The following is a 19499-nucleotide window of genomic DNA, read 5'->3' as shown; positions in this document are numbered from 1 at the left end:
GGCTATACCGGAAAGACCACCCCGGTCAGCTCCTCGGAGACGTTCCACAGCCGCTTCTGCGTGCCGACGTCATGGGACTTGCGGCTGGAGCCCACCACTTTCGGGTAGCCGCGTCCTTGCGCGAAGCCGTCCGGCCCGAAGTACTGCCCGCCGAGCGCCTGCGGGTCGCTGGCAGCACGCAGCGTCGGCAGGGCGCCCATGGCCGCGTCCTGGAACAGCGGCTCGACCAGCAGCGTCAACCCGGCAGCCCAGGCGGGCAGGTTGCGGGTCAGCTCGGTCCGGGAACCCCCGGGATGCGCGGCCGTGGCGATCGTCGTCGGCTGCGAGGCCAGCCGTCGCTGCAGTTCGTAGGTGAACAGCAAGTTGGCCAGCTTGGACTGCCCATAGGCGGCGACGCGACTGTAGCCGTGCTCCCACTGCAGGTCATCGAAGTGGATGTCGGCACGGAGGCGGTGACCGAGGCTGCTGACGGTCACGACCCGGGAGCCGGCGACCGGCAGCAGCCGGTCCAGCAGCAGGCCGGTGAAGGCGAAGTGGCCCAGGTGGTTGGTGCCGAACTGCAACTCGAAGCCGTCCTTGGTGGTCGACTTCGGCGTCCACATCACGCCGGCGTTGTTGACCAGCAGATCGATGCGGTCATGCTCGGAGCGCAACTGCGCGGCGGCGGTGCGAACGGAGTCCAGCGATGTGAGGTCGAGTTCCTGCAACGCAACGCTGGCACCCGGGCTGCGCTGCCGGATCAAGGCCTCGGCGTCCTTGCCCTTGTCGAGATTGCGCACCGCCAGCACCACGTGCGCCCCCCGCTCGGCGAGCGCGGCGGCGGTCTCGAAGCCGAGGCCGGTGTTGGCGCCGGTGATGACGACGACACGACCGTTCTGGTCGGGAATATCGGCGGCTGTCCACTTGGCCATGGAAGGCTCCTGAAGCTGTAGGGTAAACGGGGCGGACGCTCCGGTTCGTGCAACTATACGGAACGTACGCCCCGTTTTGTCAAGCGATAGGGATGCTCAGGTGACTCAGCCCACCCGGCCACTGCGCGCCGACGCGGCGCGCAACCGCGCGCGCATCCTGGAAGTGGCCTACGAAACCTTTGCCGCCGAAGGCTTGTCGGTGCCCATCGACGAGATCGCCCGGCGTGCCGGAGTCGGTGCCGGGACCATCTACCGGCACTTCCCCACCAAGGAGGAGTTGTTTCAGGCGGTCATCCAGGACCGGGTGCGGCGTGTCACCGACAACGGCTACGCCCTGCTGGAATCCGAGGCGCCCGGAACGGCGATGTTCACCTTTCTCCGGTCGATCGTCCTGCAGTGGGGCGCGACCGACCGCGGGCTGGTTGAGGCGCTGGCCGGCGCCGGAATCGACATCGCGGAGTTCGCGCCCGACACGGAGGCTGCGTTCTTGGCGGTGCTTGACGAGCTGCTACAGGCGGCTCAGCAGGCGGGTACCGCGCGACACGACATCGACGTCCCCGAAGTGAAGGCGATCCTGGTCGGATGCCAGGCGATGCAGTCCTACAACTCTGCATTGGCCGAACGTGTGACCGAGGTCGTCATCGACGGTTTGCGCCCGCCGCAATAGGAACCCGGCAATCTTGCACTCTCCATGGGCGAGTGCTAAGAATGACGTTGGCACTCGCGACCGGCGAGTGCTAGGTCGGGACGGTGAGGTACGGGGCCGCACCTGCGGAGCACACCCACAGCCGTCCGTCGCGGGCACTGACCCGACCGACAAGACGTGCACCCCCTAACCGGAGGAATCACTTCGCAATGGCCAAGCAAATTGCGTATGACGAAGAGGCCCGTCGCGGCCTCGAGCGGGGCCTGAACGCCCTCGCCGACGCGGTCAAGGTGACGCTCGGTCCCAAGGGCCGCAACGTTGTCCTGGAGAAGAAGTGGGGCGCCCCCACGATCACCAACGATGGTGTGTCCATCGCCAAGGAGATCGAGCTGGAGGACCCCTACGAGAAGATCGGCGCCGAGCTGGTCAAAGAGGTCGCCAAGAAGACCGACGATGTCGCCGGTGACGGCACCACCACGGCCACCGTGCTGGCACAGGCGCTGGTCAAGGAAGGCCTGCGCAACGTGGCCGCCGGCGCCAACCCGCTGGCCCTGAAGCGCGGCATCGAGAAGGCCGTCGAGAAGGTCTCCGAGACCCTGCTGAAGGACGCCAAGGAGGTCGAGACCAAGGAGCAGATCGCGGCTACCGCCGGGATCTCCGCGGGCGACCAGTCCATCGGTGACCTGATCGCCGAGGCGATGGACAAGGTCGGCAACGAGGGTGTCATCACCGTCGAGGAGTCCAACACCTTCGGCCTGCAGCTGGAGCTCACCGAGGGTATGCGCTTCGACAAGGGCTACATCTCGGGTTACTTCGTCACCGACGCCGACCGTCAGGAAGCGGTTCTCGAGGACCCCTACATCCTGCTGGTCAGCTCCAAGATCTCGACGGTCAAGGACCTGCTCCCACTGCTGGAGAAGGTCATTCAGGGCGGTAAGCCGCTGCTGATCATCGCCGAGGACGTCGAGGGCGAGGCCCTGTCCACCCTGGTGGTCAACAAGATCCGCGGCACCTTCAAGTCCGTCGCCGTCAAGGCCCCGGGCTTCGGTGACCGCCGCAAGGCGATGCTGCAGGACATGGCGATCCTCACCGGTGGTCAGGTCATCAGCGAAGAGGTCGGTCTGTCGCTCGAGACCGCCGACATCGCGCTGCTGGGTAAGGCCCGCAAGATCGTCGTCACCAAGGACGAGACCACCATCGTCGAGGGCGCTGGTGACTCGGAGGCCATCGCCGGCCGGGTGTCGCAGATCCGCGCCGAGATCGAGAACAGCGACTCCGACTACGACCGGGAGAAGCTGCAGGAGCGGCTGGCCAAGCTGGCCGGCGGCGTCGCGGTCATCAAGGCCGGGGCTGCCACCGAGGTGGAGCTCAAGGAGCGCAAGCACCGCATCGAGGACGCGGTGCGCAACGCCAAGGCCGCCGTGGAGGAGGGCATCGTCGCCGGTGGTGGCGTGACCCTGCTTCAGGTCGCTCCGTCGCTGGACGAGCTCAAGCTCGAGGGTGACGAGGCCACCGGCGCCAACATCGTCAAGGTGGCGCTGGAGGCCCCGCTGAAGCAGATCGCCTTCAACGCCGGCCTGGAGCCGGGCGTGGTGGCCGAGAAGGTGCGCAACTCGCCCGCCGGGACCGGCCTCAACGCCGCCACCGGGGTGTACGAGGACCTGCTCAAGGCAGGCGTCGCCGACCCGGTGAAGGTGACCCGCTCGGCGCTGCAGAACGCGGCGTCCATCGCGGCACTGTTCCTGACCACCGAGGCCGTGGTCGCCGACAAGCCGGAGAAGTCGGCCGCACCCGCGGGCGACCCGACCGGTGGCATGGGCGGCATGGACTTCTAAGTCTGGTTGCACGAAAGAGCCCGGTCCCTTTGGGGGGCCGGGTTTTTTCGTTGCAGCGCGCGGGCTGACAGTGATTCCCCAGCAAATAAATCTTGGTCCTCCTTGTGAAAAAGAACTACGTTGTGAGACCGCATCTTGCGTGAGAGGAATCGATGAAGCACTTCGCATGGGGGATCGTTGTCGGGGGAGCCGTCGCGGCGGCGTTCGCGAGCTCGGCGGTGGCCAACGCCACCGGAGAGACCTGGACGCCGGACTACGACGTGGGCACCGCCCAGCTGCTCGCGCAGTTGCCAACTCTGACCCAGGAAGGGTGGTCCCCGGCGTGGGAGCTGCCCGCGAGTTTCACGTCCGGCACCGGCACGACCCTGACCGGGACCGACTACATCACGCTGTCGGGCGGCGGGTTCAACGACGAGTTCATCACCAAGGACGGAGCGATCTACGACCAGAACCAGCTGTTTCCGGGATTCACGAACCTGTATTACGACCCGGCCGGGGACGGCCCCGCCGTCGACGCCATGAAGACCCCGTTCGGCAGCTTCGATATGTCGTCGATGGCCTCGACGTTCGCCCCGGCGGAGCTTCCCACGGTGAACGCGGAGACCGTGGGGAACAACATCGTGGTCGGCGACGGTGGCGGCTTGCGCATTACCCAGGCGCTGGGGCTGTCGAACGGCAGCGACCACTGGGCCGGAGGGCCGATGGCAACGTCGGTCACGCCGATGGAGACACCGGACTCCTCGCTGGTGTGGTCGGTTCCCGCAATGTTCACCGACGGCAGCGGCCCCGACGTGCCGACGCTGACCGGGACCGAATACGTCACGTCGCCGACCGACGTCGAGTTCGTAGATAAGGCCGGGGATGTCTTCGATCAACACGCATTCGTTTATGGCTTGTTTCCGGTGGAGAACCTGTACTACGACCCGGTCGACGGCCCCGCGGTGGATGAGATCCAAACGATCTTCGGCAACATCGACCTGTCGCCGATCGCATCGTGGTTCGCGCCAGCCGACGTCGCAGACCTGGTGACTCCGTCGCCGCTGGCCGATCTGGCCGACGCCGGCCTGTACAGCGCGCTCGACCTTTTGACCGGGCTCACCCCGTAGTCGCTGCCTCCGCGAGCAGACATAGAGTCGCACCCGCGGCGGTCGCATCGTGCGATTCTGTGTCTGCTCGCCGAGGGGAGGCGCCATGGAGATCCTGCTTTTGGGCACCGGCAGCGCCGACGGCTGGCCCAATCCGTTCTGCCGGTGTGCTTCCTGCCGGTGGGCGGTCGACACCGGGGAGATCCGCGCCCAGACCGCCGCACTGGTCGACGACGTCCTGCTGCTCGACTGCGGCCCCGAGGCGCCACGCTCCGCGATGCGTCACGGCCGGTCGCTGGCGCCGGTGCGCCACATCCTGTTCACCCACGGACACCCCGACCACGTCGGCCCGGCAGCGCTGCTGATGCGGCACTGGGCCGGGACCGCCGAGCCGCTGGACGTGGTCGGACCGGCCAGTGCCCTGGATCAGTGCCGGGATTGGGTGGGCCCGGACGATCCGGTGCGCTTCGTCGAGGTGGGGCCCGGCGACGACGTGCATCTGGGTGCCTACCGGGTCCGGGTGCTGGCCGCCGCACACGGGTCCGACATCGGCGGTGACGCGGTGCTCTACGACCTGGAATCCGTTGGCGGCCGGATCTTCTGGGCCACCGACACCGGCCCCCTGCCCGAGGAGACGCACGCCGCGGTCGCCGGTGCCGCCTTCGATGCGGTGTTCCTGGAGGAGACGTTCGGCAACCACACCGGGCACGGCACCGAACACCATGATCTGCCTGCCTTCGCGGCAACCGTGGCGACGTTGCGACGATCCGGCGCCATTGTCGAGGCCACCGAGGTCGTCGCCGTCCATCTGAGTCATCACAACTTTACCGGCTCGAAATTAGCTGCAGCACTGATGGATTCAGGTGCTCGCCCGGGGCGTGACGGCGAGATTGTGGGTGCGTCCCGGCCGGCTCAACGGCGCACCTTGGTGCTCGGTGGCGCCCGGTCGGGGAAATCCGCGCACGCCGAAGCGCTGCTGGCAGGAGAACCCGCGGTCACCTACCTGGCCACCGGCGGTATGCGCGAGGGCGATCCGGAGTGGGCCGAGCGAATCCGGCTGCACCGGGGCAGGCGCCCGCACTCCTGGCGCACCGTGGAGACCGTCGACATCGCCGATACGCTGCTCACCGCCGAAACCCCGGTGTTACTGGATTGTTTGGGCACCTGGCTCACCGCCCGGATGGACCTGCGCCGAGCCTGGGACGACGGTGGGCTCGACGGCGTGCACGCCGACATCGACGAGCTGGTGGCGGCCTGGCGGGCCTGCCCCGTGCGGGCGGTGGCGGTCAGCAACGAAGTCGGCAGCGGCGTGGTTCCGCCCACCGCCTCCGGCCGGTTGTTCCGCGACCTGCTCGGAGTGCTCAACGCGCGGATCGCCACCGAGTCCGACGAGGTGCTGCTGATGGTGGCCGGGCGACCGCTCAGACTCCCTGCGCAGTGACCTTCAAGTCGACACAGTCGCTGTAGCAAGGGGTTTCGCCCGGAGACTCCGGGGTGGCGACCCGGATCAGCACCGCGCGACTGGGGGTGATCTTCACGCTGGCCAGCTCACCGGCATCAGACACCTCGGCGGTGCCGTCGACGATGACGGTGTAACCGCCCGGGACCGGCGGCGGCCACATCACCGTGACGTCGCCGCTGCGGGCCAGATTCGCCCGGCTGCGCCGCCCGCCCAGCGCTCCGATGTGCACGATGTCGCCGTCGAGCGTCGGCATCACCGGTACCGGGTGCGGCCGGTTCTCGGCGTCGACGGTGATCAGGTAGGCGTAGTCGTAGCCCACGAGTTTCTCTGCGAGGCGGTCGAAATCCACGTTGGAGGTCATGAATTCGAGCCTAGTCCGCCTTGAGCTGTACGCAGTCGTGCACGGTGCCTACGGCCCGCCCGCCCTCGAAAACAGGCCGGTGCAACAGGGCTTTGGTCGGTGTCACCAGCACCGGACCGGCCGGATCATCGGGAACCTCGGCCCGGCCGTCGACGAACAGCGAGTAATCGCCGACGTCGCGGGCCGGCCAGACCAGGGTGACCGCGTCACGGGCGGCCATGTTCTCCCGGCCGTGGGTGCCGACCGGGCCGATATCCAACCGGGCGCCGTCGAAGGTCGGGGTGATCGCGACGGTACGGATGCGGTAGTCGTCGCCGACGGTGACCAGAAAGGCGTAGCGGTAGCCGGGCAACAGCTCGGCCAAGCGGGCGAGGTCGACAGTTCGGGCCATAAAGTCCAAGATAACGTTATGGAATTTCGCTACCTGGGCAACTCCGGCCTGCAGATCTCAGAGATCACCTACGGCAACTGGCTCACCCACGGATCGCAGGTCGAGAACGACGTCGCCACCGCGTGCGTGCACGCCGCGCTGGACTGCGGTATCACCACGTTCGACACCGCCGACGTGTACGCCAACGGCGCTGCCGAGGAGGTGCTCGGGGCGGCACTCAAAGGACGGCGCCGCGAATCACTGGAGATCTTCACCAAGGTCTACTGGCCGATCGGGCCGGCCCCGTTGGGTAAGAACGACACCGGATTGTCCCGCAAACACATGATGGAGGCCATCGACGGGTCACTGCGCCGGCTGGGCACCGACTACGTCGACCTGTACCAGGCGCACCGCTATGACTCCTTCACCCCGCTGGAGGAGACCATGCAGGCGTTCGCCGACATCGTCCGGGCGGGCAAGGCGCTCTACATCGGCGTCAGCGAGTGGAGCCCCGAGCAGATCCGCCAGGCCCACGGACTGGCTCGCGAGCTGGGGGTTTCGCTGATCTCCAGTCAGCCGCAGTACTCGATGCTGTGGCGGATCATCGAGCCGGAGGTGATTCCGGTCTGTCAAGAGCTGGGCCTGAGCCAGATCGTCTGGTCGCCGATGGCCCAGGGCGTGCTGTCGGGCAAGTACCTGCCGGGTCAGCCGCCGCCGGCCGGCTCACGCGCCACCGATGAGAAGGGCGGGGCGAATTTCGTCAAGCGGTTCATGACCGACGACGTGCTGACCCGGGTGCAGCAGCTGCGTCCGATCGCCGAGGAATTGGACCTCACGACGGCGCAGTTGGCCATTGCCTGGGTGCTGCAGAACGACAACGTCGCCGCGGCGCTGGTCGGGGCATCGCGCCCGGAGCAGGTGACCGAGAACGTCAAGGCTGCCGGGGTGCGGATCCCCGCCGAGCTGCTGGCGCGCATCGACGAGGTGCTGGGCGACGCGGTGACCAGTGACGCCGCGCTGGTGGCCAAGTCCACCCCGCAGCAGCGGCTGATCTGAGCGGTCACACCCGGCACAGGATCTGGCTGTGCAGGATCGCCAACCAGCCGTCCGGGTGATCGGCCCAGTCTCGCCACGCCCGCGAAATCGCCTGCAGCTTGGCCTGATCGGCGGCGCCGCTGCCGAGTAGCTGCTCGGCGATGGCGGATTGCAGGATCCGGTCGGCCCACATGCCGCCCCAGTGCTCCCGGTCGGCGGGGGTCGCGAAACACGACGCGCTCGTGGTCGGGGTGACGTCGGTGAATCCGGCCGCGTGCGCCCAGGCCAGCAGGTGCCGGCCCGCGTCGGGCTCGCCGCCGTTGGCCCGCGCGGCCTCGCGGTAGAGCTGCAGCCAGTCGTCCAGCTCCGCCGAAGCCGGGTACCAGGTGAACGCCGCGTAATCGCTGTCGCGGGCGGCCACCACCCCGCCGGGCTTGCACACCCGGCGCATCTCGGAAAGCGCGGTCACCGGGTCGGCGACATGCTGTAGCACCTGATGAGCATGCACCACGTCAAAGCTGTTGTCGCCGAACTGTAGTGCATGCACATCGGCGACCACGAAGTCGATGTTGTGTTGCCCTCGTTCACGTGCGCAGTCGCGCGCCAGATCCAGTGCTTCGGGCACCGGTTCGATGGCGATCACCCGGCCGGGAGCGACGATGCCGGCCAGATCCGCGGTGATGGTTCCCGGCCCGCAGCCGACATCGAGCAACTGCAAGCCCGGGGTCAATGACGGCAACAGATACGCTGCTGAGTTCTGCGCGGTGCGAGCCCGGTGGGCGCGCAGCACCGACTCATGATGGCCGTGGGTGTATTTGGGCTCCGGGGGCTCAGTCACATCCGACAACGCTACTCGCGCAGCCCAGCCGCCCGACGCGGCTCAAGCTCGGGCCGGCGAGGGCTGACGGCCACGCACCAGCTTGCCGGGCCGGGCCGCGGTGGGTTTGCCGTTCTCGGCGATGATCTCGCCGGAGACGATCGTCGCCACGTAGCCGTCGGCGGTCTGGTCCAGCCGCCGCCCGCCGGCGGGCAGGTCGTAACTGATCACCGGCTTGTGCAGCCGCAGGCGCTGGTGATCGATGACGTTGAGGTCCGCCTTGTAGCCGACGGCGATCCGGCCGCGGTCGTCGAGTCCGGCTGCCCGGGCCGGCGTCGACGTCAATTCGCGGATCGCCTCGGCAACGCTGAGCCGGCCAGACTCGCGGTCACGGGCCCAGTGCGTCAGCACGTAGGTGGGAAAGCTTGAGTCGCAGATCATTCCGTAGTGGGCGCCACCGTCGCCCAGGCCCAGCACCACGTCGTCGCGGCGCATCAGGGCGCCGACGGTGTCCAGCGAGTTGTTCTCGAAGTTGGCCAGGGCGTCCAGCAGGATCGCGTGCCCGTCGTCATCGAGGAGCCGGTCGTATGCTTCCTCGACCGGAGAGACGCCACGTGCCCTGGCGCGTGCCGCAATGCTCTTCGCCGGATCCGGTTCGTAGTCGGGGTCGTCGCCGAGCGGGTACGTCCAGTCCCAGGACTGGGCCAGATACGCAATGGGATTGGCCGGGACAATACTCGGCCGATCGGACAAAATCCGTTGCCGCACCTCAGGTTTGCGCATTTCGGTGACGCGCTCCGCCAACGGCAGCCCGGCGATCTTCTGGTAGCTCGGGTACAGCACGAACGGATGGATGCTCAGATCCAGGCCGACCATTAGACCGATCGGCCGGGGGAACACCTGCGCGGTGATCGCGGCGCCGGAACTGTTCGCCTTCTCCACCATGGTGATCGCATCGTGCCACAGTGGATCGCCGGCGTTCCCGATCAGCAGGGTGAACGTGACCGGCAGGCCTGCATCGGTGGCTGCGTCGAAAACCTGTTGCAGCACAGGCTGATACGCGCCGTTGGGGAGGTCCGGGACGAATTGGATCAGCCCTCCGCCGCCATCGGCGATGCCGCGGCTGATCTCGAGGATCTCGGCGTAGGCGGCGTCGTAGCTGGGGATCCGGGCTCCGGTCTTGGTGCGGTGGGTGGTCAGCCGAGACGATGAGAAACCCAGTGCCCCAGCGTCGGCGGCCTCGCGGGCCAGCTCGCGCATCCGGGCCAGATCCTCGGGCGTTGCCGGCTCGCGGTCCACACCGCGCAGTCCCATCACGTAGACCCGCAGCGGCGAGTGCGGCAGAAACGCCGCGACGTCGATGTCGCGCTGCCGCGCGTCGACAGCATCCATGAACTCCGGGAAGGTCTCCCAGGTCCACGGCAGCCCGTCGGTCATCACCACCCCGGGGATGTCTTCGACGCCGGCCATCAGGTCGACCAGCACCTCGTGGTCGGCCATCCGGCACGGCGCGAAACCCACGCCACAGTTGCCCATCAGTGCCGTCGTCACCCCGTGCGCCGATGAGGGATTGAGGCGATCCGACCAGATCGACTGCCCGTCGTAGTGGGTGTGAAGGTCGACGAAACCGGGTGTGACCAGAAGCCCCGCCGCGTCGATCACGTGCTGGGCTTCTGTGGCCCCCGAGTCGGCCACCCGACCGACCTCGGCGATGATGCCGTCGCGGACCGCGACATCGCCGACGAAAAGCTCGCCACCCAGCCCATCGACAACGGTGCCGTTGCGGACCACGAGGTCGAAGCTCATCTAGAAAATCTACGCCCGGGTACGCCTCATATGCCAGAACGTTTTCGGTGATCGCCGGTGGCGGCCGATTGGCGCAGCCGGTCACAGCGGCCATCGAAGCATCTCGGCCCCGCGATCGCCGGGCGTGGCTATAGTTGGTGGCTGGAGCGCAACCAAGGAGCCTGCAACAGGATCGGAGGCGCGAACCGATGGTAGCCCTCGAACGGCTTGACTCCGACGGCGTCTGGGAGCTGTTCTACCGGACCGACAAACTCGGTGTGCTGACGGTCAGCCTGAACGCGGATCCGAGCGGGGACCCCAACCTGCAAGCCGCCGCCATCGACCTGAAGAACCGCTTCCGGGAGTTGCAGCGCCGGATCGCGGCGGAGAGCGAGCACAGCGACAAGACCGTCGCGGCGCTGGAACGACTCTGGCCCCGGGTGGCAGAGCTGGCCGACCCGGCGGCCGGCGGCCGAAGCCGAATTCTGTTCGCCGGGCTGGAAGATGACTGGGTTCTGCAACTGCAGAGCGCGTTGCCGATAGCCAGCCGAGTGGTGTTGGACGACCGCCCGTTCATCCATCCGCTGCTGGAGTTGCTCGATGAAGGCCGGCCGGCGGGGGTGGTCCTGGTCTCCGCCGAGGACGCGGTACTGCTCGAGTGGCGCGTCGGGTCGGTTCAGCAGCTGAGCCGGATCGAGCAGCAATATGTCGAGGCGTCGCACGAGCGCGCCGGCCATATCGGTGGCGGCCCGCAAGGGCAGTTCCACACGCCGATGCAAGAGCAGCGTCAATCGCGCGAGCACGATCGAGCACAACGGTTCCTGGATCGGGTGACGACGGTGGCCGCCGGGCTGGCCGCCGAGCGTGGTTGGGAGCGAATCCTGGTCAGCGGCGGGGACCGCTGGACCGAGCCGGCCGTCACGAAATTTCCCCAAGTCCTTCGCGACCGGGTATTCGCCGACACCCGGGTTCTCAGCGGGCTCGATGCCGCTGCACTGCAGGCCGCTGTGACCGAGTGGGCTCATGAGCAGCACGCCGAGCGGGAAAGACGGCTGCTGGACGGGGTGTGCGACGGCGCCGGGTCCGGTCACCGGGTGGCCCTGGGGTTGTCGGAGGTGGCCGCGGCGTTGAATGCCGGCCGAGTCGCGCACCTGATCTACGACCCGGAGGTCCGCTACACCGGGACGCTGGGTGCGGACGGGGCGCTTTACGCCGGCGAGGAGGTCGGCCCGGACGGGCACCCGGGGACGCCGGATTCCCGGTTGACCGAGAGGCTGGTCGAGCGGGCGTTCAAGACCGGAGCCCGGATCAGCCCCATCCAGGGGGCGGCCGACGGGCGGCTGCGCGATGCCGCGGGCGTTGCCGCGCTCCTGCGCTGGTAAACGACCCTTACGGAAGGACGTGCCGATGAGCGACGCCGCGTTGCAGGACCTGCTTCGGGACGCGTTCACCCGATTGATCGAACACGCCGACGAAGTCACCGACGGGCTCACCGAGCAGGTGGCCGAATATCGGCCGACGGCGCAGGCCAACAGCATCGCCTGGCTGCTCTGGCACAGCGCCCGGGTACAGGACATCCAGATCGCCCAGGTCGCCGGCGTCGAGCAGGTGTGGACCCGCGACGGCTGGGTGGACCGGTTCGGTCTGGACCTGCCGCGCGACGACAGCGGGTACGGCCACAGCGCGGCCGATGTCGCCAAGGTCCGGGCCCCGGCGCAACTGCTGGCGGGCTACTACCGCAGCGTGCACCAGCTGACCCTCGACTATCTCGACGGAGTCACCTCCGACGAGCTGGCCCGCATCGTCGACGACCAGTGGGATCCGCCGGTGACGGCCGGGGTGCGGCTGGTCAGCATCATCGACGACTGCGCGCAGCATCTAGGTCAGGCGGCGTACCTGCGGGGCTTACAAGCCTGAGCGCGGGGATGAACTTGACACCTGTCGAGGCGGGTGCGACGGGGATCACAACCGGGACTAACATGGCGCCATGACTGTCACCACGCCTGCCACCGCCCTGTCCGGTACCGACACCGTGCTCAGCCCCGCCACCGGGGCGGTCGCCGGTGAGGTGCACTGGACCGATCCGTCCGACGTCGAAGCGATCGCCGCCGGCCTGCGCAGCGCCCAGCGCGAATGGGAGCGGCGCGGCGCCAAGGGGCGGGCCAAGGCGATGGCCCGCTACGCGGTGTGGCTCGGCGAGCACCGCGACGAGATCGAGCGGCTGCTGATCGCCGAGACCGGCAAGTCCAGCACCGACGCCGCGCAAGAGGTGCCGCTGCTGATCATGATCCTGTCCTACGTGATCAAGGTGATGGACAAGGCGATGGCCCCGGAGACCCGGCCGGCAGCGCTGCCGATGATGGCGATCAAGAAGATCTCGGTGCACTACCGGCCGCGGCCGGTAGTCGGCGTGATCGCCCCGTGGAACTACCCGGTGGCCAACGCGTTGATGGACGCGATCGGTGCCTTGGCGGCCGGCTGTGCGGTGCTGCTCAAGCCGTCCGAGCAGACCCCGCTGACCGCGGAGCTGCTGCGCGAGGGCTGGCAGGCCTCCGGCGGCCCGGACGTGTTCGCGGTGGTTCAGGGCGCCCGTGAGGTGGCCGAAGCGGTGATCGACAGCTCCGACTATGTGCAATTCACCGGCTCCAGCGGCACCGGCCGCAAGGTGGCCGAGCGCGCCGCCCGGCGGCTGGTGCCCTACAGCCTCGAATTGGGTGGCAAGGACCCGATGATCGTGTGCGAGGACGCCGACATCGACCTGGCCGCACACGCCGCCGTGTGGGGGGCGATGTTCAACGCCGGCCAGACCTGCGTCTCGGTCGAGCGGGTGTATGTGCTGGACGCCGTCTACGACAAGTTCGTCGCCGCCGTCGTCCGGGACGTCGAGGCGCTGCAGATGGGCACCGGTGAGGGTAAGCACTTCGGGGCGCTGATCAGCGACCAGCAGTTGGCCATCACCGAACGTCACGTCAAGGAGGCGGTGGCCGCCGGAGCGCGCGCGCTGACCGGCGGTGAACGCGCGCCCGGCACGGGCAGCTTCTACCCGCCCACCGTGCTCGTCGGCGTCGACCACTCGATGGCCTGCATGACCGAGGAGACCTTCGGGCCGACCCTGCCGATCATGAAGGTCGCCAGTGTCGATGAGGCGATCCGGCTCGCCAATGACAGCCCCTACGGGCTGAGTGCCTCGGTGTTCTCCCGCGACATCTCACGAGCCAAAGACATTGCCGTCCAACTGGATTGCGGTGCGGTGAACATCAACGACGTGATCTCGAACCTGATGTGCACGACGGCCCCGATGGGCGGCTGGAAGACGTCGGGTATCGGGGCGCGTTTCGGCGGCGTCGACGGGATCCGCAAGTTCTGCCGGCAGGAGGCCATCGTGGCGCCGCGCACGAACGTCGGTGCGGGCGGCAACTACTACCACAATTCGCTCAAGGCACTGGCCCGGATGAACGGGCTGATGACCCGGATGGCGCTGGCGAGGCCGCGGCGCACGGCGAAATAGTGCGCTTCCTCACGGCGGCGCTGTTCTGGTTGCTGGCCACCGTGACCCTTGCGGTGTCGCTGCCGACGGCATGGGCGCAGAGCAACCTGATCGACGGCGACGGCTACGCGCGGCTGGCGCGACGGGCTGCGGCCCAACCTGCCCTGCAGGACGCCGTCGCCGCGGAGCTCACCTCCCAGGCGGTGCGGCTGATCCGTGCGCAGGGCTTTCCCATCGACCCGTCCCCGGTGCGGGACGCCGCCGCCGAATACACTGCCGGGCCGGCATTTCCTGCCCAGTTCGTCCAGGTGAACCGGGACGGGCACGACTGGCTGCTCAGCAGCGCCGACACCGGCCCGTGGGAGATCGACGTGGTACCGATGTTGCGGGACAAGGCGTTTGCGCAACTGCTGTCCGACCACCACATCGCGCTACCGGCGTCGATGAGCATTCCGCTGACGGCGACGTCCACCGAGGTGGCGCGTCCGGCTGAATTGCACCGCCTCGCGGTGTGGGGACCGTGGCTGAGCCTGGTGCTGGTCGCGCTGACCGGTCTGTGTGCGGCGCTGACGCTCGCCGCGGCACGCCATCGCGGCAGGGCATTGGCGAGTCTCGGCGTTTCGGGGCTATTGGTGGGCGCGGCGGGCTGGGCGGGGATCGAGGTGGCGCGGCGCTATCTGAATCACGCGCTCAACCAGGCGACCGGCGACATCCGCCGGATCGCCGAAGCCGTGGTGGACGTGGCCGAAGCCAGCCTGCATCAGTGGCTCAATCTGACCCTGGCCGCCGGTGGGGTGCTGGTGCTGGTCGGCGTGGCCGCCGCGTTGGCGGGTGGGGTGCGCAAGGCCTGACGGGTCAGCGCCGATCGCCCAGCATCCGCCACAGGAATGAGAAACTCAGCGCGGACTTGAACGCCGCCTGCGCGTTGTCGGCGGCCCCGCCGTGGCCGCCCTCGATGTTCTCGTAGTACCAGACACGGTGTCCGGCGTCCTGCAGTGCCGCGGTCATCTTGCGGGCATGCCCGGGGTGCACCCGGTCGTCGCGGGTGGACGTGGTGATCAACACCGGAGGGTAGGTCGCCTCGGCCGAAATATTCTGGTAGGGAGAGTATTTCGAGATGAATTCCCAGTCGTCGGGGTTGTCGGGATCGCCGTACTCGGCGACCCAGGACGCGCCGGCCAACAGCAGGTGGTAGCGGCGCATGTCCAACAGCGGTACCTGACAGACCAGCGCGCCGAACAACTGCGGGTAGGCGGTGAGCATGATGCCCATCAACAGCCCGCCGTTACTGCCGCCCACCGCGCCGAGCTGCGCCACCGTGGTGATCCCGCGGTCCACCAGATCGGTTGCCACCGCGGCGAAATCCTCGGCCACCAGGTGCCGGCCCGCGCGCATCGCCTGGGTGTGCCAACCCGGACCGTACTCGCCGCCGCCGCGGATGTTGGCCAGCACGTAGGTGCCGCCGCGCGCCAGCCACAGCCGGCCCAGCACCCCGTCGTAGCCGGGGGTGCGGGCCACCTCGAATCCGCCGTAGCCGCCCAACAGCGTCGGGCCGGTTGCGCCTTCCGGGCGCACCACGAAATAGGGAATCGCGGTGCCGTCCTTGGACGTGGCGAAGTACTGGGAGACGTTCAGGCCTTCGGCGTCGAAAAAGGCTGGCGCGGACTTGATCTCGGTGAGCGAGCCGTCGACCGGACCGTGCAGCAGCCGCGACGGGTGAGCGAATCCGCTGGAGTCCAGGAAGATTTCATCGCCGGTGTCGTCGGCAGCCGCGATCACGACGTTGGTGTTGGCCGGCACCTCGGTGACCGGGCGGCGCTGCCAGTCGCCGGGAGTGATCACCTCCACCCGGCTGGCCACGTCGCGCAGGGTGACCAGAACCAGCCGGTCGCGGGTCCATGCGTAATGGTGCAGGGCGCTGTGGGCGTCGGGTTCGAAGACGACGCTGCACTGCGCTGTGCCGGCCAGGAATTCGTCGTAGTCGGCGGCCAACAGGGAACCCGCTCGGTAGGACGCGGTGCCGGTGTCCCAATCGGTGCGCAGCTCGATCAGGATCCATTGCCGGTGCACCGACACCGTCGCGTCGGTGGGCGCGTCGATCCGGATCAGCTCGTCCTCGCGCAGCTCATAGACCTCGTCGTTGAAGAAGTCGACGGCCCGCGAGACCAGGGTGCGTTCGAAACCCGGGGTGCGGTCGCGTCCGGCGCCCACCGCCACATCGGTCGCCGCGCCGGCGAACACCGTCGCGGCGTCGGTGAGCGGCCGGCCGCGCCGCCACCGCTTGACGATCCGCGGATACCCCGAGTCGGTGAGCGAGTCCGGCCCGAAGTCGGTGCCCACCAGCACCGTGTCCTCGTCCTCCCAGCTGATCCGGGTCTTGGCCTCCGGGAGCTGGAATCCGCCGGAAGCAGAGGGGACGAATTCCCTGGTGGTCATATCGAATTCGCGCACCACCACGGCGTCCGAGCCGCCCCGGGACAGCGACACCAGCGCCCGGGTGAGCTCGGGTTCGATCACGTTGGCGCCGCCCCACACCCAGTTCTCGCCGTCGGCGCGGCCCAGCTCGTCGACGTCGATGATCACGTCCCAGTCCGGGGCGGCGCTGCGGTAGCTGTCCAACGTGGTGCGCCGCCACAACCCGCGCGGGTTGGCGGCGTCGCGCCAGAAGTTGTAGAGGAACTCGCCGCGCCGGCGCACGTAGGGGATGCGGGCGTCGGTGTCGAGCACCTCGAGGGCGGCGGTGCGCATCGCCTCGAAGTCCGCTCCGGCGAACCCGTCGACGGTCGGGGTGTTGTGGGCGCGGACCCAGTCCAGGGCGTCGTCACCGGTGACGTCCTCGAGCCAGAGGTAGGGGTCGTCGAAGTGGTCGGCAGCCATGGATGCCATTGTGACGGCGACGGTAGTGTGAGGTGTGTAACACCCGAGAGGAGCAGCACCGATGACCGTATTCGCACGTCCGGGTTCCGCGGGGGCGCTGATGAGCTACGAGTCCCGCTACGGGAACTTCATCGGCGGGCAGTGGGAGCCGCCGGTCTCCGGTGAGTATTTCGAGAACGCGACACCGGTCACCGGCCAGGTGTTCTGCGAGATCCCGCGCTCCACGGCGGCCGACGTCGACAAGGCGCTGGACGCCGCGCACGCCGCCGCCCCGGCCTGGGGCAAGACTTCGCCGGCCGAGCGGGCGGCGGTGTTGAACAAGATCGCCGACCGCATCGAAGAGCACACCCAGCAGCTGGCGGTCGCCGAGGTGTGGGACAACGGCAAGCCCATCCGGGAGGCGCTGGCCGCCGACATCCCGCTGGCCGTGGATCATTTCCGCTATTTCGCCTCCGCGATCCGCACCCAGGAGGGTGCACTGTCCCAGCTCGACGACGACACCGTCGCCTATCACTTCCACGAACCGCTGGGCGTGGTGGGCCAGATCATCCCGTGGAACTTCCCGCTGCTGATGGCGGCCTGGAAGCTGGCGCCCGCCCTGGCGGCGGGAAACGCGGTGGTGCTCAAGCCCGCCGAGCAGACCCCGGCGTCGATCCTGTATCTGATGAGCCTGATCGGCGACCTGCTGCCCGCCGGAGTCCTCAACGTGGTCAACGGTTTCGGGGTGGAGGCGGGCAAGCCGCTGGCTTCGAGCAACCGGATCGCCAAGATCGGTTTCACCGGGGAGACCACCACCGGCCGGCTCATCATGCAGTACGCCAGCCAGAACATCATCCCGGTCACCCTGGAGCTGGGTGGCAAGAGCCCCAACATCTTCTTCTCCGACGTGCTGGCGGCAGGAGACGACTTCCAGGACAAGGCGCTGGAGGGGTTCGCCGGGTTCGCGCTCAACCAGGGCGAAGTGTGCACCTGCCCGTCGCGGTCGCTGATCCAGGCCGACATCTACGACGAGTTCCTGGAACTGGCCGCGATCCGCACCAAGGCGATCCGCCAGGGCGATCCGCTGGACCCCGCCACCATGATCGGCGCGCAGGCCTCCAACGACCAGCTCGAGAAGATCCTGTCCTACATCGAGATCGGTAAGGGCGAGGGCGCCAAGGTCATCACCGGCGGGGAGCGCGCCGAACTCGGTGGGGAGCTGTCCGGCGGTTACTACGTGCAGCCGACGATCTTCGGCGGGCACAACAAGATGCGGGTCTTCCAGGAGGAGATCTTCGGCCCGGTGGTCTCGGTGACATCGTTCACCGATTACGACGACGCCATCGGCATCGCCAACGACACCCTCTACGGGCTGGCCGCGGGGGTGTGGAGCCGCGACGGCAACACCGCCTACCGGGCCGGCCGCGACATCCAGGCCGGCCGGGTGTGGGTCAACTGCTACCACGCCTATCCCGCGCACGCCGCGTTCGGCGGCTACAAGCAGTCCGGAATCGGCCGGGAGAACCACAAGATGGTGCTCGGCCACTACCAGCAGACCAAGAACCTGCTGGTGTCCTACTCCCAGACGGCGCAGGGTCTTTTTTGATGGGCATGTTCTGATGGACGCGCCGGCCAGGGTGCTGATCACCGATGCGGCAGCCGAACTGGTGGCGCGACTGGTCCGGCGGCACGGCCCGGTGATGTTCCACCAGTCCGGCGGCTGCTGCGACGGCTCGGCGCCGATGTGCTACCCCGACGGGGACTTCATCGTCGGTGACCGCGACGTGCTGCTCGGTGTGCTCGACGTCGACGGAGTCGGTGGCGGGGTGCCGGTGTGGATCTCCGGGCCGCAGTTCGGGGCGTGGAAGCACACCCAGCTGATCATCGATGTGGTGCCCGGCCGCGGTGCCGGGTTCAGCCTGGAGGCGCCGGAGGGCATCCGGTTCTTGACCCGTGGCCGGGCCTTCACCGACGACGAGAACGCTTTGCTGGACGAAGTCCCGGTGATCACCGGGTCGCTACCGCACTGAGCGGGGCCGCGGTCGTAAAATCTGCTGGTGTGATTCCGCTGCCGCGCCCCTGGCTGTTGAGCAGCATCATGCTGGTCGGGACCGCTGTCGGTGCGCTGACCGGAATCGGGACGACGCTGCTGCTCACCGCAGCATTGCGCCCGGACGCCGCGATCGCGCTGGTGCTCGGAGCTCCCAGCGTGGCCGGGCTGGGGTTGGTGTTCGTCTCCTCGCGACGCTGGGTAACCGCAGTGGGTGCGTTTCTCCTCGCGCTGGCGGTCGGCTGGTTCGGGGCTCTGGCGGCGATTCAGGCGGTCTCCGGTGTCTGAGACCACCGACACCGGGGCGCTGCCGATGACCGAGCCGCACTGGCCGCCGAGCTTCGAGACCGGCCCGCATCCGACGCCGCTGCCCGGGCCGGAAGAGGAGTGTGCGCCCGAACCGGAAGGCAAGCCGGAGCCGCAGGTGACGTCGACCGCCAAGCCTCCCAAGCCGGTCGTCGTGGAGGGCCAGTACCGGTTTCTCAAGTGGTGGCAGCTGGTGCTGGTGCTGGCCGCCGTCTGGATCCCGGCGGCCGGGATCGGGCTGGGGCTGTTCTCCTGGTGGTATTCGCTGGCCGACAAGACCCCGGCCGTCTTCGTGGTGGTGGTCTACGCGGTGGGGTGCATCCTCGCCGGGGTGATCGTGGCGATGGTCGGCGAGAAACCGTTGCTGGCGGCGCTGGCCATCGCGCTGATGTCGGCGGTGTTCGCCTCGGCCGCGGCCGCCGCGCCGCTGTACGGCCACCACTTCTGCCAGCACGTGAGCCGCTGCGTCGGCGGGATCATCCCGTACTGAAGC

The 19499-nt window shown here is 68.3% G+C and carries 19 protein-coding genes; 13 read left to right on the top strand and 6 right to left on the bottom strand.

Going from position 1 to position 19499, the window contains the following annotated elements; genetic code table 11:
• Positions 1 to 2: 2 nt before the first annotated feature.
• On the bottom strand, positions 3 to 911 hold the full coding sequence (locus tag G6N23_RS18020) for an SDR family NAD(P)-dependent oxidoreductase (RefSeq protein ID WP_085260799.1): 909 nt from the start codon (positions 909 to 911) through the stop codon (positions 3 to 5).
• A gap of 100 nt (positions 912 to 1011) precedes the next feature.
• Between G6N23_RS18020 and G6N23_RS18015 the strand changes: the two genes are divergently transcribed.
• The 4 genes from G6N23_RS18015 (at position 1012) to G6N23_RS18000 (ending at position 5918) form a co-directional block, all read left to right on the top strand.
• Positions 1012 to 1578, top strand: coding sequence for a TetR/AcrR family transcriptional regulator (locus tag G6N23_RS18015; RefSeq protein ID WP_085260800.1), 567 nt, complete (start codon positions 1012 to 1014; stop codon positions 1576 to 1578).
• 188 nt (positions 1579 to 1766) lie between these two features.
• Positions 1767 to 3392 (top strand): chaperonin GroEL, encoded by a 1626-nt coding sequence (gene groL, locus G6N23_RS18010; RefSeq protein WP_085260801.1) that lies wholly within the window; start codon positions 1767 to 1769, stop codon positions 3390 to 3392.
• A 152-nt stretch (positions 3393 to 3544) separates the two neighbouring features.
• Positions 3545 to 4498, top strand: a complete 954-nt coding sequence (locus G6N23_RS18005) for a hypothetical protein (RefSeq protein ID WP_085260802.1) — start codon at positions 3545 to 3547, stop codon at positions 4496 to 4498.
• Positions 4499 to 4583: 85 nt separating this feature from the next.
• Positions 4584 to 5918, top strand: a complete 1335-nt coding sequence (locus tag G6N23_RS18000; protein ID WP_085260803.1) for a bifunctional adenosylcobinamide kinase/adenosylcobinamide-phosphate guanylyltransferase — start codon at positions 4584 to 4586, stop codon at positions 5916 to 5918.
• Here G6N23_RS18000 and G6N23_RS17995 read toward each other — a convergent pair.
• Together G6N23_RS17995 and G6N23_RS17990 are read right to left on the bottom strand one after the other, a co-directional pair.
• Positions 5899 to 6300: a pyridoxamine 5'-phosphate oxidase family protein gene (locus G6N23_RS17995; protein ID WP_085260804.1), complete on the bottom strand. Its 402-nt coding sequence runs from the start codon at positions 6298 to 6300 to the stop codon at positions 5899 to 5901. The two genes, G6N23_RS18000 and G6N23_RS17995, sit on opposite strands and share 20 nt — an antisense overlap.
• A 10-nt stretch (positions 6301 to 6310) precedes the next feature.
• On the bottom strand, positions 6311 to 6691 hold the full coding sequence (locus G6N23_RS17990; protein WP_085260805.1) for a pyridoxamine 5'-phosphate oxidase family protein: 381 nt from the start codon (positions 6689 to 6691) through the stop codon (positions 6311 to 6313).
• 18 nt (positions 6692 to 6709) lie between these two features.
• Between G6N23_RS17990 and G6N23_RS17985 the strand changes: the two genes are divergently transcribed.
• Positions 6710 to 7726 carry an aldo/keto reductase family protein gene (locus tag G6N23_RS17985; protein WP_085260806.1) on the top strand — a complete coding sequence of 339 codons (1017 nt, stop codon included), beginning with the start codon at positions 6710 to 6712 and terminating at the stop codon, positions 7724 to 7726.
• Between the two features lie 4 nt (positions 7727 to 7730).
• On the opposite strand, the gene G6N23_RS17980 is transcribed toward G6N23_RS17985, so the two are convergent.
• Complete coding sequence (locus G6N23_RS17980; RefSeq protein WP_085260807.1) at positions 7731 to 8543, bottom strand: class I SAM-dependent methyltransferase; 813 nt, start codon at positions 8541 to 8543, stop codon at positions 7731 to 7733.
• A 42-nt stretch (positions 8544 to 8585) separates the two neighbouring features.
• Complete coding sequence (locus G6N23_RS17975; RefSeq protein ID WP_085260808.1) at positions 8586 to 10328, bottom strand: N-acyl-D-amino-acid deacylase family protein; 1743 nt, start codon at positions 10326 to 10328, stop codon at positions 8586 to 8588.
• 188 nt (positions 10329 to 10516) lie between these two features.
• Here G6N23_RS17975 and G6N23_RS17970 point away from each other — a divergent pair, with 188 nt between their 5' ends.
• The 4 genes from G6N23_RS17970 (at position 10517) to G6N23_RS17955 (ending at position 14645) form a co-directional block, all read left to right on the top strand.
• Positions 10517 to 11689, top strand: coding sequence for an MSMEG_1130 family ribosome hibernation factor (locus G6N23_RS17970; RefSeq protein WP_085260809.1), 1173 nt, complete (start codon positions 10517 to 10519; stop codon positions 11687 to 11689).
• Between the two features lie 19 nt (positions 11690 to 11708).
• Positions 11709 to 12224, top strand: a complete 516-nt coding sequence (locus G6N23_RS17965; protein ID WP_095173688.1) for a mycothiol transferase — start codon at positions 11709 to 11711, stop codon at positions 12222 to 12224.
• A gap of 70 nt (positions 12225 to 12294) precedes the next feature.
• The gene (locus G6N23_RS17960; protein ID WP_085260811.1) at positions 12295 to 13815 is read left to right on the top strand and encodes an aldehyde dehydrogenase family protein; all 1521 of its coding nucleotides are present in this window, start codon (positions 12295 to 12297) and stop codon (positions 13813 to 13815) included.
• Positions 13815 to 14645 carry a hypothetical protein gene (locus tag G6N23_RS17955; protein ID WP_085260812.1) on the top strand — a complete coding sequence of 277 codons (831 nt, stop codon included), beginning with the start codon at positions 13815 to 13817 and terminating at the stop codon, positions 14643 to 14645. The genes G6N23_RS17960 and G6N23_RS17955 overlap by 1 nt, the downstream gene beginning before the upstream one ends.
• A 4-nt stretch (positions 14646 to 14649) precedes the next feature.
• Here G6N23_RS17955 and G6N23_RS17950 read toward each other — a convergent pair whose 3' ends face one another.
• Entirely contained in the window at positions 14650 to 16680 is a 2031-nt protein-coding gene (locus G6N23_RS17950) for a prolyl oligopeptidase family serine peptidase (protein ID WP_085260813.1), read from the bottom strand.
• A gap of 52 nt (positions 16681 to 16732) precedes the next feature.
• Here G6N23_RS17950 and exaC point away from each other — a divergent pair, with 52 nt between their 5' ends.
• Genes exaC through G6N23_RS17930 form a run of 4 tightly spaced genes read left to right on the top strand, consistent with a single transcriptional unit; the run spans position 16733 to position 19496 of the window.
• On the top strand, positions 16733 to 18256 hold the full coding sequence (exaC, locus tag G6N23_RS17945; RefSeq protein ID WP_085260814.1) for an acetaldehyde dehydrogenase ExaC: 1524 nt from the start codon (positions 16733 to 16735) through the stop codon (positions 18254 to 18256).
• A 13-nt stretch (positions 18257 to 18269) separates the two neighbouring features.
• On the top strand, positions 18270 to 18680 hold the full coding sequence (locus G6N23_RS17940; RefSeq protein WP_085260815.1) for a DUF779 domain-containing protein: 411 nt from the start codon (positions 18270 to 18272) through the stop codon (positions 18678 to 18680).
• A gap of 29 nt (positions 18681 to 18709) precedes the next feature.
• Positions 18710 to 18988 carry a putative holin gene (locus tag G6N23_RS17935; protein ID WP_085260816.1) on the top strand — a complete coding sequence of 93 codons (279 nt, stop codon included), beginning with the start codon at positions 18710 to 18712 and terminating at the stop codon, positions 18986 to 18988.
• Positions 18981 to 19496 (top strand): hypothetical protein, encoded by a 516-nt coding sequence (locus G6N23_RS17930; RefSeq protein ID WP_085260817.1) that lies wholly within the window; start codon positions 18981 to 18983, stop codon positions 19494 to 19496. The genes G6N23_RS17935 and G6N23_RS17930 overlap by 8 nt, the downstream gene beginning before the upstream one ends.
• Positions 19497 to 19499 lie beyond the last annotated feature (3 nt).

The organism is Mycolicibacter terrae, assembly GCF_010727125.1.
GTDB lineage: Bacteria > Actinomycetota > Actinomycetes > Mycobacteriales > Mycobacteriaceae > Mycobacterium > Mycobacterium terrae.
The sequence above is the reverse complement of the archived record's forward strand: the minus strand, read 5'-3'. Positions and strand labels throughout refer to the sequence as shown.